Source organism: Paenibacillus nitricinens (genome assembly GCF_052056485.1).
GTDB lineage: Bacteria > Bacillota > Bacilli > Paenibacillales > Paenibacillaceae > Paenibacillus_AQ > Paenibacillus_AQ nitricinens.
This window is the reverse complement of the sequence record NZ_CP183948.1, coordinates 5,707,530-5,720,183: the sequence shown is the minus strand read 5'-3', so window position 1 is coordinate 5,720,183 and position 12,654 is coordinate 5,707,530. Positions and strand designations below refer to the sequence as shown.

General features: G+C 43.3%; 16 protein-coding genes and 1 riboswitch. Of the genes, 11 read left to right on the top strand and 5 right to left on the bottom strand.

What is annotated here, in order from left to right:
• Positions 1 to 24: 24 nt before the first annotated feature.
• The 4 genes from ACN6KS_RS25490 to ACN6KS_RS25475 all read left to right on the top strand — a co-directional run bounded on the left by ACN6KS_RS25490 (position 25) and on the right by ACN6KS_RS25475 (position 3,683).
• A complete protein-coding gene (locus ACN6KS_RS25490; protein WP_440960758.1) occupies positions 25 to 759 on the top strand; it encodes a Cthe_2314 family HEPN domain-containing protein in 735 nt (244 codons plus the stop codon).
• 101 nt (positions 760 to 860) lie between these two features.
• Positions 861 to 1,000, top strand: a riboswitch (SAM riboswitch).
• A gap of 100 nt (positions 1,001 to 1,100) precedes the next feature.
• A complete protein-coding gene (locus ACN6KS_RS25485) occupies positions 1,101 to 2,117 on the top strand; it encodes a methionine ABC transporter ATP-binding protein (protein WP_094877838.1) in 1,017 nt (338 codons plus the stop codon).
• A complete protein-coding gene (locus ACN6KS_RS25480; protein ID WP_341135679.1) occupies positions 2,117 to 2,776 on the top strand; it encodes a methionine ABC transporter permease in 660 nt (219 codons plus the stop codon). Before ACN6KS_RS25485 ends, ACN6KS_RS25480 begins: the two co-directional genes overlap by 1 nt.
• A gap of 58 nt (positions 2,777 to 2,834) precedes the next feature.
• The gene (locus ACN6KS_RS25475) at positions 2,835 to 3,683 is read left to right on the top strand and encodes a MetQ/NlpA family ABC transporter substrate-binding protein (RefSeq protein WP_094873326.1); all 849 of its coding nucleotides are present in this window, start codon (positions 2,835 to 2,837) and stop codon (positions 3,681 to 3,683) included.
• Between the two features lie 154 nt (positions 3,684 to 3,837).
• Here the strand turns inward: ACN6KS_RS25475 and ACN6KS_RS25470 are convergent, their stop codons facing one another.
• Positions 3,838 to 4,086, bottom strand: coding sequence for a NifU family protein (locus tag ACN6KS_RS25470; RefSeq protein WP_042130899.1), 249 nt, complete (start codon positions 4,084 to 4,086; stop codon positions 3,838 to 3,840).
• 81 nt (positions 4,087 to 4,167) lie between these two features.
• Between ACN6KS_RS25470 and ACN6KS_RS25465 the strand changes: the two genes are divergently transcribed.
• Positions 4,168 to 4,422 carry a YuzB family protein gene (locus tag ACN6KS_RS25465; protein WP_094873330.1) on the top strand — a complete coding sequence of 85 codons (255 nt, stop codon included), beginning with the start codon at positions 4,168 to 4,170 and terminating at the stop codon, positions 4,420 to 4,422.
• A gap of 68 nt (positions 4,423 to 4,490) precedes the next feature.
• Here the strand turns inward: ACN6KS_RS25465 and ACN6KS_RS25460 are convergent, their stop codons facing one another.
• Together ACN6KS_RS25460 and mqnE are read right to left on the bottom strand one after the other, a co-directional pair.
• Positions 4,491 to 5,552, bottom strand: a complete 1,062-nt coding sequence (locus ACN6KS_RS25460; protein ID WP_094873332.1) for an NAD(P)/FAD-dependent oxidoreductase — start codon at positions 5,550 to 5,552, stop codon at positions 4,491 to 4,493.
• Between the two features lie 49 nt (positions 5,553 to 5,601).
• A complete protein-coding gene (gene mqnE / locus ACN6KS_RS25455) occupies positions 5,602 to 6,708 on the bottom strand; it encodes an aminofutalosine synthase MqnE (RefSeq protein WP_094873334.1) in 1,107 nt (368 codons plus the stop codon).
• A gap of 374 nt (positions 6,709 to 7,082) precedes the next feature.
• Here mqnE and ACN6KS_RS25450 point away from each other — a divergent pair, with 374 nt between their 5' ends.
• Together ACN6KS_RS25450 and ACN6KS_RS25445 are read left to right on the top strand one after the other, a co-directional pair.
• Positions 7,083 to 7,442 (top strand): HesB/IscA family protein, encoded by a 360-nt coding sequence (locus ACN6KS_RS25450; RefSeq protein ID WP_042191575.1) that lies wholly within the window; start codon positions 7,083 to 7,085, stop codon positions 7,440 to 7,442.
• 102 nt (positions 7,443 to 7,544) lie between these two features.
• Positions 7,545 to 7,997, top strand: a complete 453-nt coding sequence (locus ACN6KS_RS25445; RefSeq protein WP_234539744.1) for a GNAT family N-acetyltransferase — start codon at positions 7,545 to 7,547, stop codon at positions 7,995 to 7,997.
• 67 nt (positions 7,998 to 8,064) lie between these two features.
• Here the strand turns inward: ACN6KS_RS25445 and ACN6KS_RS25440 are convergent, their stop codons facing one another.
• Entirely contained in the window at positions 8,065 to 8,274 is a 210-nt protein-coding gene (locus tag ACN6KS_RS25440) for a hypothetical protein (RefSeq protein WP_094873338.1), read from the bottom strand.
• Positions 8,275 to 8,606: 332 nt separating this feature from the next.
• Between ACN6KS_RS25440 and ACN6KS_RS25435 the strand changes: the two genes are divergently transcribed.
• Positions 8,607 to 9,269, top strand: a complete 663-nt coding sequence (locus ACN6KS_RS25435) for a YheC/YheD family protein (protein WP_042191569.1) — start codon at positions 8,607 to 8,609, stop codon at positions 9,267 to 9,269.
• Positions 9,270 to 9,583: 314 nt separating this feature from the next.
• A complete protein-coding gene (locus ACN6KS_RS25430; RefSeq protein WP_036685584.1) occupies positions 9,584 to 9,727 on the top strand; it encodes a sporulation histidine kinase inhibitor Sda in 144 nt (47 codons plus the stop codon).
• Between the two features lie 131 nt (positions 9,728 to 9,858).
• Here ACN6KS_RS25430 and ACN6KS_RS25425 read toward each other — a convergent pair whose 3' ends face one another.
• Positions 9,859 to 10,833, bottom strand: a complete 975-nt coding sequence (locus ACN6KS_RS25425; protein ID WP_094877850.1) for an NAD(P)/FAD-dependent oxidoreductase — start codon at positions 10,831 to 10,833, stop codon at positions 9,859 to 9,861.
• A gap of 331 nt (positions 10,834 to 11,164) precedes the next feature.
• Between ACN6KS_RS25425 and ACN6KS_RS25420 the strand changes: the two genes are divergently transcribed.
• A complete protein-coding gene (locus ACN6KS_RS25420; RefSeq protein ID WP_042130890.1) occupies positions 11,165 to 12,358 on the top strand; it encodes an NAD(P)/FAD-dependent oxidoreductase in 1,194 nt (397 codons plus the stop codon).
• A gap of 1 nt (position 12,359) precedes the next feature.
• A complete protein-coding gene (locus tag ACN6KS_RS25415; protein ID WP_094873340.1) occupies positions 12,360 to 12,638 on the top strand; it encodes a hypothetical protein in 279 nt (92 codons plus the stop codon).
• The last annotated feature ends 16 nt before the right edge of the window (positions 12,639 to 12,654 follow it).

Sequence of the window (12,654 nt, the reverse complement as noted above, 5' to 3'; positions counted from 1 at the left end):
ATAAAACTTTAGGAGGACTGGGTTATGCTGCGGGTTATACTTGGAGAGCCGCCTCGAAAGAACAGCGGTGTATTGGCTGACGCGATGGAGAACATGGCCACATTTGCAGCCTTACTGCGCAAGGAAATGAACGCTCATGAGGATAATGACCATGAATACCGCAAGCTGGAGATTTGGACACGTGGACTGATCTCGTCACTGGATGAATTGGAGCAAAGCTGGTTCGCGGCCGCTTTTTACCGGAAATCGGTAATCGCTGGTTATATGGACGATATGTCACCAGTGGAACAAGGCGATTATGCGCGTTATGTTTATTTTTATAAAGATGGATTTATTCGTGTATTCTCTCTTCTGGACAAGCTTGGAACGGTGCTGAATCATTTTTATGACCTCAAAACCTCCAAATTAAAAACGCATTTTTCTTATTTTACAGTGCTGCGTCAACTTCAGTTATTGAATGTGCATCCTGCGTTAGCGGATCAACTCGAACAGATCAAGAACTCTTATCGTGATCCACTGGAGAATCTACGCAAGCGCAGAAATGCTGAAATTCATTATATGAATTCCGAAATGCAGGATGATTTATGGCAGCGACATCAAGGCTTGCATGACAAAATTCAGCTTGAGGATTTAGATAGCCATCTTGAGGATTTAAAGCAGTCCCTTGAAATGAACTGTAAAACATTAATCGCGGCATTCAGCTACAGCAATGAACAAATGCGTAAGGAAATCAGCAAGGCAAAGAGCATACAATCCTAAGCGTTCAAGATATTTCCTTTTGACAAAAAACAAGAAACTTACTATACTTATGCTTGCATTAAAGTCTGTACGAATTCAAACATAAAAATTTCATACTCTATATCTTATCGAGAGTGGCGGAGGGATAGGCCCGATGAAGCCCGGCAACCGATTTGTATACAACGCGATTAGCGTTATATACAAATGTCATGGTGCTAATTCCTACAATGACGCAAGGTTTGTGGTCGTTGGCAGATGAGAAGGCATTGTCTAAATAAACACACAGAGCCTCTTGCGATCTGCATCGATCGTCGGAGGTTTTTTTGTATGGAATAAGTGAAATATAAAGGGGGCGACGAGCGTTGATTAATCTAAAAGGAATAACAAAGGTATTTGGAAAAGGCAGCCATGCGGCTACAGCACTTTCCGGATTGAATCTGTCTATCGAAAAAGGTGAAATATTCGGAGTCATTGGCCATTCTGGCGCGGGGAAAAGTACATTGATCCGTTGCATTAATCTGTTGGAACGTCCGACAGAAGGAGAGGTTTGGGTTGATGGTGTAGAGCTAACCAGTCTTAGCCAAGCTCAGCTGCAGGAACAGCGGCGCAAAATTGGGATGATTTTTCAACATTTCAATCTGCTATCTTCAGCGACGGTGTACGATAATATTGCTTTTCCTCTGCGACTCACAGGCGTTTCGAGAACAGGTATTGATGCAAAAGTAAAAGACTTGCTTGCCCTAGTGGGGCTTGAAGATCACAAGGATAAGTATCCCTCTCAATTATCAGGAGGGCAAAAGCAACGGGTCGGCATCGCACGGGCACTTGCCAGCGACCCTGATGTGCTGCTGTGTGACGAGGCAACCTCTGCGCTTGACCCACAAACGACAGACTCTATTCTTAAGCTATTGCTCGATATTAATAAACGATTCCATCTGACCATTGTGCTGATCACTCACGAAATGCACGTGATTCAGAGCATCTGCGACCGTGTTGCGGTCATTCATGGTGGTGGTATCGTTGAGCAGGGTAAAGTGACGGAGGTATTCCTGAAGCCGCAGCATGAGGTCACCCGCGATTTCATTCGCAGTGAATCACAGAATGAGGGCCCCCTTCGTACGGCGCTTGACGCTGCTGCTGGGGACAACTCTCAGGCCGTCAAAATTACTTTTTTCGGAGAGAAGACCTACGGCTCTGCCCTTTCCAATGTAGTACGTGAGACAGGTGTTAGCTTTGCCATTCTGCATGGTACCATCTCAACGATTAAAGACGTACCTTATGGGCAAATGATTGTTCGGTTCGAAGGACCCGCTGAAGCGATTGCTGTGACGATAGCTGAACTAACCGCTCAAGGGCTTGAAGTGGAGGTGATTTCGTAATGAATTTCGCAGATTTAAACTGGCAAGAAATGATGGATGCTACCGTTGCTACTTTGGAAATGTTACTATTTTCCGGAATATTCACAATTATTCTTGGTTTACCACTCGGAATTCTATTGTATTTATGGGGAAGATCGAATAGTATAGTAATCAGAGTAACTTACTCGGTCTTATCGTTCATTGTAAACATTCTACGATCCGTACCATTTATCATTTTGATGGTGGCATTGATTCCTTTTAGTAAAGCCGTTGTTGGTACCGCCATTGGTGTACTGGGCACGATTCCACCGCTTGTGATTGGTGCTGCTCCGTTTTTTGCCCGTCTGGTAGAGACGGCACTAAGAGAGGTAGACCGCGGAGTGATCGAAGCCGCACAAGGTATGGGGGCATCGACGAATCAAATCGTTATGCGTGTTCTTTTGCCAGAGGCTCGTCCAGGTCTGCTCGCCGGGGTTACGATCACACTGGTTACACTGGTCTCTTATACGGCCATGTCCGGGATGATAGGCGGCGGCGGTCTAGGTGATCTAGCGATCCGTTATGGATATTACCGTTATGAGAAGGAAGTTATGATTATCGCTGTAGTCTTGATGGTCATACTGGTGCAACTGCTACAGATGGCCGGTGATCGACTAGTAAGACATTTTACACGGAAATAAGGTACGTCTATATATAGCCTTATTCATACAAATACCAAGGATAAGAGGGGGATTTAAAATGAAAAAATTACTACTTACTTTTTTTAGTCTGACATTGGTTGTGGTGCTAGCTGCTTGCGGCAATAACAATAATGCTTCTAACTCGGCTGCCACTAATGCACCTGAAAACGGTGCTGCAACTACAGAACCAGTGAAATTGGTGGTTGGTGCTTCACCTGTTCCACACGCTGAGATCTTAAAAGCTATTAAGCCATTGCTTGAAGCGCAAGGAATTACATTGGAAATCAAAGAATTCACTGACTATGTTCAACCAAACGTTCAGCTTTCAGAGAAGAATCTGGATGCTAACTTCTTCCAACATCAGCCTTACCTGGATGACCAGAATCAAAAGAACGGTTCGGATCTAGTTTCGGTTACAGCTGTTCATGTTGAACCTTTTGGTGCATATTCCAAGAAAATCAAATCCATCGACGAGCTGGCTGATGGTGCGAAAGTAGCCATCCCTAATGATGCTACAAACGGTGGTCGTGCACTGATCCTGCTTGCCAAAAATGGACTGATTAAATTAAAAGATGATACCAACATCACAGCTACTCAAGCGGATATTACTGAAAATAAGAAAAACCTTAAAATTATCGAGCTAGATGCAGCAATGTTAGGCCGTCAATTAGATGAAGTGGATCTTGCCTTGATTAACACTAACTATGCGCTGGAAGCTGACCTAGTGCCAACTAAAGATGCTTTGTTCATCGAAGGTACGGATTCCCCCTATGCTAACATCCTGGTAGCTCGTCCTGACAATAAAGATTCTGATGCAATCAAAAAGCTGGTCGCTGCTCTGAATTCTCCGGAAGCGAAGGCATTCATTGAAGAGCAGTATAAAGGCTCGATCATTCCAGCATTTTAAGACAGAAAGATAACTTATTCTCTAAACAGCATAAAATCCGCTGCCTAATGGCATGCGGGTTTTATGCTGTATGTTGTAGGGAAAGTGTAAATCCTCTATAATAAGAAAATCCCGATCTCCTGAAGAGGAGGATCGGGAATGATATTGAATGGGATTAGAATACTTGCATAACTTCTTGTACGCCTTCTACTTCTTCAAGAAGGGCGCGTTCAATCCCGGCTTTCAAGGTGATCGTGGAGCTTGGGCAGCTGCCGCAGGCACCCATAAGTTTCAACTTCACAATGCCGTCTTCTACATCGACTAGTTCAACGTCACCGCCATCGCGCTGTAGGAACGGACGAAGTTTATCAAGCACTTCCAATACTTCATCATACATTTCGGTGCTTTGTGCATTCTCACTCATTTCTCAATCACTCCTTTCGTAAGTTCATTATAGTACAAAAAGTTAAAAAATAAAATGGTTAGGCGGAATAGGGAGATCATCATGAGACCAATTATTGAATTTTGTGCCAGTAACATGGGTCACGGAACAGACAAGCTAATGCAAAAGCTGGAAGGAAATCCAGATTACGATGTGATCGAATACGGATGCCTGAACAATTGTGGGGAATGTTATTTAACTCCATTTGCAATGGTTGAAGGAGACATCGTTGCAGCAGATACGGTTGCTGAGCTCGAAGAGAAAATTGATGCTAAAATCAAAGAGCTAGAGGCTTGGTTCAATATGGACCTTGATTAAATGCTTTTTGTGGAAAATAAAGGGCTGCTCTTTTTCGTATTTATAACGGAAAAGAGCAGCCCTTAGGTTTATCCTAAAGTGCGTTTTGACATCCAGAGCACCCCGCTCTTAAGGATACGGGGAACCCGTCCTTTGACGGAGCGTTGGCCCATCAGACCAAATCCAGCTTTCTTGCCTAGTGAACCTAAAGTACCCTTTAGACGAATAGGATGAAGCTTAGGGGTCTCGCCGCGCCACATGGCTTGAATAACCTGAGCAACCTGCTCACCCTGCGCTCCTGCTGCTTGTGCGCTTGGAGCGAATGGCAGGCTGGCACAGTCGCCAATTACATACACTTCTGGATAATCAGGTACACGATAATATTCATCCAAAATGATCCGTCCTCCGCGATCCTTCGGGACTGTTAATTCCTGAACAACCTTCACCGGTTGAATCCCTGCGGTCCATACCGTAACATCTGAAAGAATTTCCTCTGTACCGTTAAAAAGCGCATCTTTCTCTACATGGGATACTGAGACACGTCCAAGTGTCTGTACTTGGTGGTGGTGAAACCATTCCTCCACGTACTGTGACAGCTTCGCAGGGAAGGCAGATAAGACACGTTCACCACGATCCAGAATAGCAATATTAAGATCTGGCCGGCTCTCCCGAAGCTCTGCCGCCAATTCCACTCCACTTAGTCCACCGCCTACAATGTTAATTGTTCCATAAGGCTTCACATCGTTTAAACGTTGGTAAGTTTCGCGTGTTCCTGCAAAGGTCTGGATACTGCAAGTATATTGATCAGCTCCAGGGATGTTATGGTAATTGTCGGTACAACCTAGTGCAATGGCAAGTATGTCATAAGACACAGTCTCATCAGGCTCCATTGTAATGATTCTACTCTCCAAATCAATGGAACTCACCTCACCGTAACGGATAGTGAGACGGGGATGAACCGGAAACTGGATCCGCAAGTGATAGTCAGTTACTGTACCCGCGGCAAGCGCATAATATTCCGTTTTGATTCCTTGATAAGGCATTCGGTCAATTAAGATAATTTCAATATCCTGAGGAAGGTGATTATTGAGCAATTCTTGAATTAGGGCCAAGCCGCCATAGCCGCCGCCCAGAACGAGTAGTGTTCTCATGCTGACCGAACTTCCTTTCCAATATAGGGTAACGGATCTAGGTAGTCTTTTATTCGTATACCTTTATCGCATTGTAGAACGTGTCACGTTCTACTGGAATTCGTCCAGCACCTTTTACTAACCAGATCAATTCATCGCGAGTGAGGCCTTCAGGTGTTAAGGCACCAGCCGCATGGCTAATGCGTTCTTTAAGAATAGTACCATGTACGTCAGAAGCACCGAAGTTCAGTGCAACTTGAGTAAGCTGAGGACCGATATTAATAAAGTACGCTTTGATGTGGTCGAAATTATCCAGCATCAATCTGCTGATCGCAATCGTCTTCAGATCCTCATAAGCGGAGTTGCGGCGCATAATCCCTGCATTCTTGTTCTTAGGCTGCATAGATAATGGAATGAATACCATAAAGCCATTGGTTTCATCCTGTAGATCGCGGATCTGCATCATGTGCCGGATACGATCTTCATGAGATTCAATCGAGCCGTAGAGCATAGTTGTATGTGTCTTCATGCCAAGCTGATGTGCTGTCCGGTGAACTTCCAGATATTCTTCCACATTAGCCTTATCTACACGCATTTTTTTACGGTATTGATCAGATAATATTTCTGCGCCACCACCAGTAAGCGTCTTAAGTCCTGCTGCACGTAGCTGCTCCAGTACTTCACGAATACTCAATCCGCTAATTCGGGTGAAAAAATCGATTTCGGCTGCAGTGTATGCTTTTAAGGTTACCTCAGGGAAACGTTCATTCAGGGCTTTTAAAGAATCCACGTAATACTGGAAAGGAACCTTGTCATTATGACCGCCTACGATATGGAATTCGCGCACACCAGGATGAATATGCTGTTCGACATATTGCACCATTTCCTGACCAGAAAGGGTATATGCACCCTCTTCTCCATCATCTTTGCGGAAATTGCAGAATGCACAGTGAGATTCGCAAACATTGGTGAAATATAGACTCATGTTTTCGATAAAATATACCCTGTTGTTGTTCTTTGCGACATTGACTTCATTTGCTAACTGGCCAATCGTTAGCAGGTCGTTACTTTGATATAAATAAACGCCATCTTCTAAATTCAATCTTTCGCCGCCGCGAACTTTTTCAATAATGTTCATCATTCGGGCGTCTGTTTGGGGGGTGAAGAGAGTAGACATATAATAAATTCCTCCTGAAAGTTTTACGGGGTCCATTGCCCGCAGATAATTCCCAGACTTACCCAGACGGTAGCTGTTCATTCATGAAAATAAATCAGAGGTTTAGCCTCCGTGACAAATTTCCGAATTTTTACTTATGTTTGCCTTCCTTATTATAAACCTCTCTTATAAGGGGATCAACAGCTGGATATGGATGGCTTAATTTGGTGTGATAGGTCAAGCATAAGGCAGTTGTGACTTGAGGGGAATGGAATAGTCGGTTATACTGAGTTTATTAAGTATATATTTTTAAGAAAGTAACTTTTGGCCGGATGGCCTCTTAAACATAAGTTTTTTTCTTGTGAAGTCAGTCTAATCTATAGGAGGATATGATCATGATTAATATTAGCGAAAAGGCAGCAGAACAATTAAAGGCGATGCTTGCTGAACAAGAAGTGCCGAACATGTTCCTCCGTATTGGAGTAACGCCCGGCGGTTGCAGTGGATTCTCTTACGCTATGGGCTTTGATGATAATGAAACCGATCAGGACGTATATATGGACATTCAAGAGATGAAGGTTGTCGTGGAGAAAGAGAATCTTCGTTACCTGGATGGTCTCGAAATCGATTTTGAAGAATCCGGCATGACGGGCGGCTTCACCATCAATAACCCGAACGCTACGGCAACCTGCGGCTGCGGCTCAAGCTTCCGTACAGCTACGGATGCGGGGAAACCGAACGAAGAGCCTTGCTAATCGCGACGTTACGCCTTCAAGCCCCATGTTGATTTCTACAACACGGGCTTGGAGGCTTTTTTTTATTCTCAATGACAAAAGTCATCACAAGGAGCTCAAAGCATGCTAATTAGGAAATTAAACGCAGAAGAACAACCTCCCTTACATTTGTTGTTATTAGCCGATCCTTCCCTAAGTCTTGTTGAAGCGTATTTAAAAAGAGGGCAATGTTTTGTAGCTGAAGTGGAGAATTGCATTATAGGTGTCTATGTTTTGCTACAAACGAGGCCTGAGACAGTGGAGCTAGTGAATATAGCCGTTGATGAGAATCAGCAAAGTAAAGGGATAGGTAAGCAGTTGGTCTATCATGCGATTCAGAATGCGAGATTACTTGGTGCGAAGACAATAGAAGTGGGTACGGGGAATTCTAGTGTAGGACAACTGGCTCTTTATCAGAAATGTGGATTTAGAATTACCGGAATCGATAGAGACTTTTTTATCAGACACTACAGTGAAGAGATTGTTGAAAATGGGATCAAGGTAGTGGATATGATTCGTCTTTCGTTAGATATATGAGTGACATACAAGCAAAAGCCCTCCGATGGAATTCCTCGAGAGGGCTTTTGCTTGTTCCTGCGTACAATTAGGCTGGAATAATAAACTTGTAATTAATCATAAACACGATGAGCGCTGCGGCTCCAAGGGAAAAGGCAATACAGCCAGCACCCAGTGCTCTGCGTCTGTCTTTAATGAATTTTAAGCCGATAGCGCAGATCAGTATAGTCGTTCCAGCCAATACGATGGACATCCCAAGCATGGCCACCCAATATAATACCTCAAAAAACTGAGCCATTCCGAGCCCTCCCCGCGCTGTTTTTTAGCAAGCCTTTAATTCATTATTATAATAGTAGAAATTGAAAATGTAACCGCTATTAATAATACAACGATTTTGAAGATTATTCTAGTTATAGTGAACTCATCCATTGTGATTTAGATGTCGAATGTTCAGAGATAAGGTTCTACAAAATCTGCAATGATACCCTGCGGGGTTGAGAATGTTGTCGATACAAGCTCTATGCCCTTTTTGCTAAGAGCTTCTTCCTACACGGACAATCATACAAGAGGGCGGGGCCTTTTCTGAGTAATGTATAGGGTAGGCTGGAATGTGAAAGGAGGGAAAGGACGATGTCGGGAAGACAACTGGCTAGCAAATGGTTGAAGACAGAAGCATTGCTCAGTGACGCGAGGGTTTCTCATTATATACCAATGACGAGGGTGTATTCGGCTGACTCACTGTTAGCCATGCTCCGGAGATACGGAAATGTTGTTATTAAACCAATAGTTGGCGGTGGAGGCTACGGTGTAATTAAAGTGTTTCGGGATAGCCGAGGTTATGGATTTACTTATATGGACAGAACCCGAATTTACAAGGACTTTAGATCCATGAGACGAGCGCTTCATTTCGTCAAGGTTAGACGTAAATATTTGATTCAACAGGGGATTTCTCTCGCCAGAATTGGTGGGCGTCCTATTGATTATCGGGTCAAAGTAGTGAGAAATGGTGGTGTTTGGGAGTTTCGCTCTATGGTGGGAAGATTGGCCCGGCCTGGCCTTTTCGTAACTAATTTATGTAAAGGAGGCACGATGCTTTCTTGTCGAGAAGGGCTTCGCAGATCGTTGCCTCGAATTAAAGCCTCAGCGAAGAAAGCAGAAATGCGCAGGCTTACGCTAGTATGTATCGAACTGATGGAGCGGCATTTCCCGGGAATAGGCGAACTGGGTTTTGATTACGCCGTGGATTATTCAGGTAAAATATGGATTCTGGAGGTTAATACAAGACCTCAGTAAATTAACAAAAATTTTAGAATTGACGATAATAGAGTAGTAAGATAAAATTGCGTTTAGTTGCGTTCTTTTGGGGTAAATTATATTGTAATTTATTTACAATAAAAATATATTTTTAGCTGTATGCAAGTGGTTCAGTCCTGTGTATAACTATTATCCCCATATTCCACTGTGCAGTTATCACCTTTATAACGCTTACGCACATATTATACACAGGATTTCCACATGTACTTGTGGATAACGCGAACGCTTGTTCGAAAAATGATAGTTTGATATGATAGATTCAGATCCAAATACAGGAAAGGTAGATGAACGTTATGGTTGAATTGTCCGATGAGATGCTTCTAGACTCTTACCATAGAGCGATAGAACTGCAACTAGAGCATGATTTCATCGCTCTTCTACTCGTTGAGATTCGCAAACGAAACTTACACTCTCCAGTTCATGCGGTTCTTCATTAAAACAGCGCAAAGTATACCTTTGTAGCAGGCTACATATAAATAAACCGCGAGTCACAAACATAAAAGGGTATCCTGATAGGCTGGTATTGATAGGCCTGTCAGAATACCCTTTTTTATTGTAGTAGATAGAATTAGAGTTTCATATTACTACTGTGTCCTGGTGAAAGCTTGGCTTCCGGATCGATGTAGACTTTTGCGTTATTCACAGCCGTTGGGGCTTCGCCGAATCCAACAGCAATTAGCTTCAGCTTACCTGGATATGTGGTGATATCGCCGGCTGCAAAGATTCCCGGAATACTCGTTTCCATACGTGAGTCAACGACAATGGAGTTTCCTTCAATATCGATACCCCACTCTGCAATGGGTCCCAGAGAGGAAACAAATCCGAAATTGACGATTACACTGTCGACTTCGATTTCTTGTGTTTCCTTGGTCTTGATATGGGATAAGGTAACCTTAGTAATAAACTCGTCACCATGCAGTTCTGTAATTTCAGTAGGTGTAATTACGTTAACTTTGGAAGCCATCAAATTCTCTACGCTGTGCTCATGCGCACGGAATTTATCCCGGCGGTGAATTAGGGTTACTTGCTCCGCGATCGGTTCCAGCATTAGTGCCCAGTCTACTGCGGAATCTCCACCACCGCTAATCAGAACTTTTTTATCTTTAAAGGCATTTAAATCATTTACAAAATAATGAAGGTTGGCTTTTTCAAACCGTCCTGCGTCTGGCAGTTCTAAACGACGAGGTTCAAAAGCGCCTACGCCAGCTGTAATGATAATAGCTTTACTGTGATATTCTGCTACATCAGTTGTAACTACAAAATGGCGTTCGTCCCGTTTCTGAACAGAAATTACTTTCTCCTCCAGCCGGATATTCGATTGAAACATATCCATTTGCCGTGTCAGGTTGTCAACCAGTTCTTGTGCAGTTACTTTTGGGAAACCTGCTACATCATAAATGTATTTTTCAGGATAAAGTGCAGCAAGTTGTCCTCCCAATTGGGGCATACTTTCAATAAGTGTTACGGATGCCTGACGCATCCCGCCGTAAAATGCGGCAAACATGCCAGCTGGACCGCCACCTATGATTAAAAGGTCGCTCATAGGAACGCCGGATTGCTCTTGTGTCACGGGATATTACACCTCCGAGTTGATATATTCATTTTGCCATACTTGTATTCTTTCTTATTATAAACATTGTGACACATACCTGCAAAGAAAGACTTTAGAACACAATAAGAATGTGACGTTTTTTAGTATTTTAATGTTTGATTAATAGTACACTAAGGTTTACAATGGATATGGTCAATTTAGAAATCCTTTAAGTTTGATTGGAATTTCTTCTAAATATAAGTGTATAAATTCACAAAAAGGACCGTACATTGTTTCAATAAAAAATACAAAGACAGATTTACCTCTTGGAAGGAGCCGGAACATGAGTAGTATTCCCAAAATCGTAATCTTAGGCGCGGGCTATGGGGGTATTTTGACCGCACAGCGCTTACAGAAGGCTTTGAACTATAATGAAGCGGATGTCACGCTCGTAAACCGTCACGAGTACCACTATTTTACTACCCATCTACATATGCCTGCCGCGGGTACAGATAGTATTGAACACACTCGGGTGTCTATTTCTAAACTAATCGATGAATTCAAGATCGATCTCGTTAAGTCATCTGTTCAGGAAATTCGTACCCAGCAGAAAAAGATTATTTTGGAGGATGGTACTCTTTCGTATGACTATCTCGTCATTGCTTTGGGCGGAGAGCCTGAAACCTTCGGTATTCCAGGACTTGATAAATACGCACTGACGATCCGGAGCATCAACTCCGTTCGTTTGATTCGTGAACATATTGAGTACCAATTTGCCAAATATAAGAACGAGAACAATGCACAGGAGCATATCAATTTCGTAGTCGGTGGTGCCGGCTTTAGCGGAATTGAATTTGTGGCCGAATTAGCTGACCGCATCCCTGGGTTATGCAAAGAATTTGACGTTGATCCAAGCATGGTAAATATATATAACATAGAAGCTGCTCCAACAGCTCTGCCAGGATTTGCTCCTGAACTTGTTGAGTATGCGATGAACTTGCTCACTAAGAAGGGTGTTACCTTCAAGATGGGTGTTGCGATCAAGGAATGTCTACCAAATGGCGTAATTCTGGCATCAGGCGAAGAGATTAAAGCTTCTACAATTGTCTGGACCGGCGGAATTCGCGGGAATCGTCTGATTGAAGCTGCAGGATTTGAAGCTATGCGCGGACGTGTGAAAGTAGATGAATATTTACGTGCACCAGGCCAAGACAATATCTTTATTATTGGAGACGGCTCCTTAATGATTAACCCGGAAGGCCGTCCTTACCCGCCAACGGCACAAATTGCTATGCAACAGGGAGAATGCTGTGCTCATAATTTGGTGGCTGCGATCCGTAATCAACAACCAAAGAAATTCGCATTCAGCAATAAAGGAACAGTCGCCTCACTAGGTAAAGGGCAAGGGATTGCTGTAGTTGGCAGCAAAACTTACAAGGGCTGGACCGCAGCTCAATTGAAAAAAGTTGTGGATATGCGCTATTTGTTCATTATTGGTGGGATTCCGCTGGTTCTGAAAAAAGGAAGATTCTTATAAGATGCGTCACTGCAGCGTGCAGGTGCGTGGACTGCTGACCCGAGAAGAATTGGATCGTTATAACGGACTGATTGAGGTTGGATCTTATCTGGAGGATCAGAATCAGTACGATCTAGCGTATGTTGTTCAAAAAGAAATTGATCTGCTCATTCTCCCTGGCATTGAACGCTTAAAGGAAAAAGGGCGAGCACGTGACCGGGCTACGGCTGAATATTTGGAAAGTCTGCGTGATGATGAAGATGGCAGCGAAGAGGATGAGGAAGCAGGAACTTCGTTATAGCATTTTAAAAAGGTGA

Bases quoted from the DNA above. Each gene is read 5' to 3' on its own strand.
- ACN6KS_RS25425 (WP_094877850.1), bottom strand. From the start codon at position 10,833: ATGAGCGACCTTTTAATCATAGGTGGCGGTCCAGCTGGCATGTTTGCC.
- ACN6KS_RS25420 (WP_042130890.1), top strand. From the start codon at position 11,165: ATGAGTAGTATTCCCAAAATCGTAATCTTAGGCGCGGGCTATGGGGGT.
- ACN6KS_RS25475 (WP_094873326.1), top strand. From the start codon at position 2,835: ATGAAAAAATTACTACTTACTTTTTTTAGTCTGACATTGGTTGTGGTG.
- ACN6KS_RS25445 (WP_234539744.1), top strand. From the start codon at position 7,545: ATGCTAATTAGGAAATTAAACGCAGAAGAACAACCTCCCTTACATTTG.
- ACN6KS_RS25450 (WP_042191575.1), top strand. From the start codon at position 7,083: ATGATTAATATTAGCGAAAAGGCAGCAGAACAATTAAAGGCGATGCTT.
- ACN6KS_RS25430 (WP_036685584.1), top strand. From the start codon at position 9,584: ATGGTTGAATTGTCCGATGAGATGCTTCTAGACTCTTACCATAGAGCG.
- ACN6KS_RS25470 (WP_042130899.1), bottom strand. From the start codon at position 4,086: ATGAGTGAGAATGCACAAAGCACCGAAATGTATGATGAAGTATTGGAA.
- ACN6KS_RS25460 (WP_094873332.1), bottom strand. From the start codon at position 5,552: ATGAGAACACTACTCGTTCTGGGCGGCGGCTATGGCGGCTTGGCCCTA.
- ACN6KS_RS25480 (WP_341135679.1), top strand. From the start codon at position 2,117: ATGAATTTCGCAGATTTAAACTGGCAAGAAATGATGGATGCTACCGTT.
- mqnE (WP_094873334.1), bottom strand. From the start codon at position 6,708: ATGTCTACTCTCTTCACCCCCCAAACAGACGCCCGAATGATGAACATT.
- ACN6KS_RS25435 (WP_042191569.1), top strand. From the start codon at position 8,607: ATGTCGGGAAGACAACTGGCTAGCAAATGGTTGAAGACAGAAGCATTG.
- ACN6KS_RS25440 (WP_094873338.1), bottom strand. From the start codon at position 8,274: ATGGCTCAGTTTTTTGAGGTATTATATTGGGTGGCCATGCTTGGGATG.
- ACN6KS_RS25490 (WP_440960758.1), top strand. From the start codon at position 25: ATGCTGCGGGTTATACTTGGAGAGCCGCCTCGAAAGAACAGCGGTGTA.
- ACN6KS_RS25465 (WP_094873330.1), top strand. From the start codon at position 4,168: ATGAGACCAATTATTGAATTTTGTGCCAGTAACATGGGTCACGGAACA.
- ACN6KS_RS25415 (WP_094873340.1), top strand. From the start codon at position 12,360: ATGCGTCACTGCAGCGTGCAGGTGCGTGGACTGCTGACCCGAGAAGAA.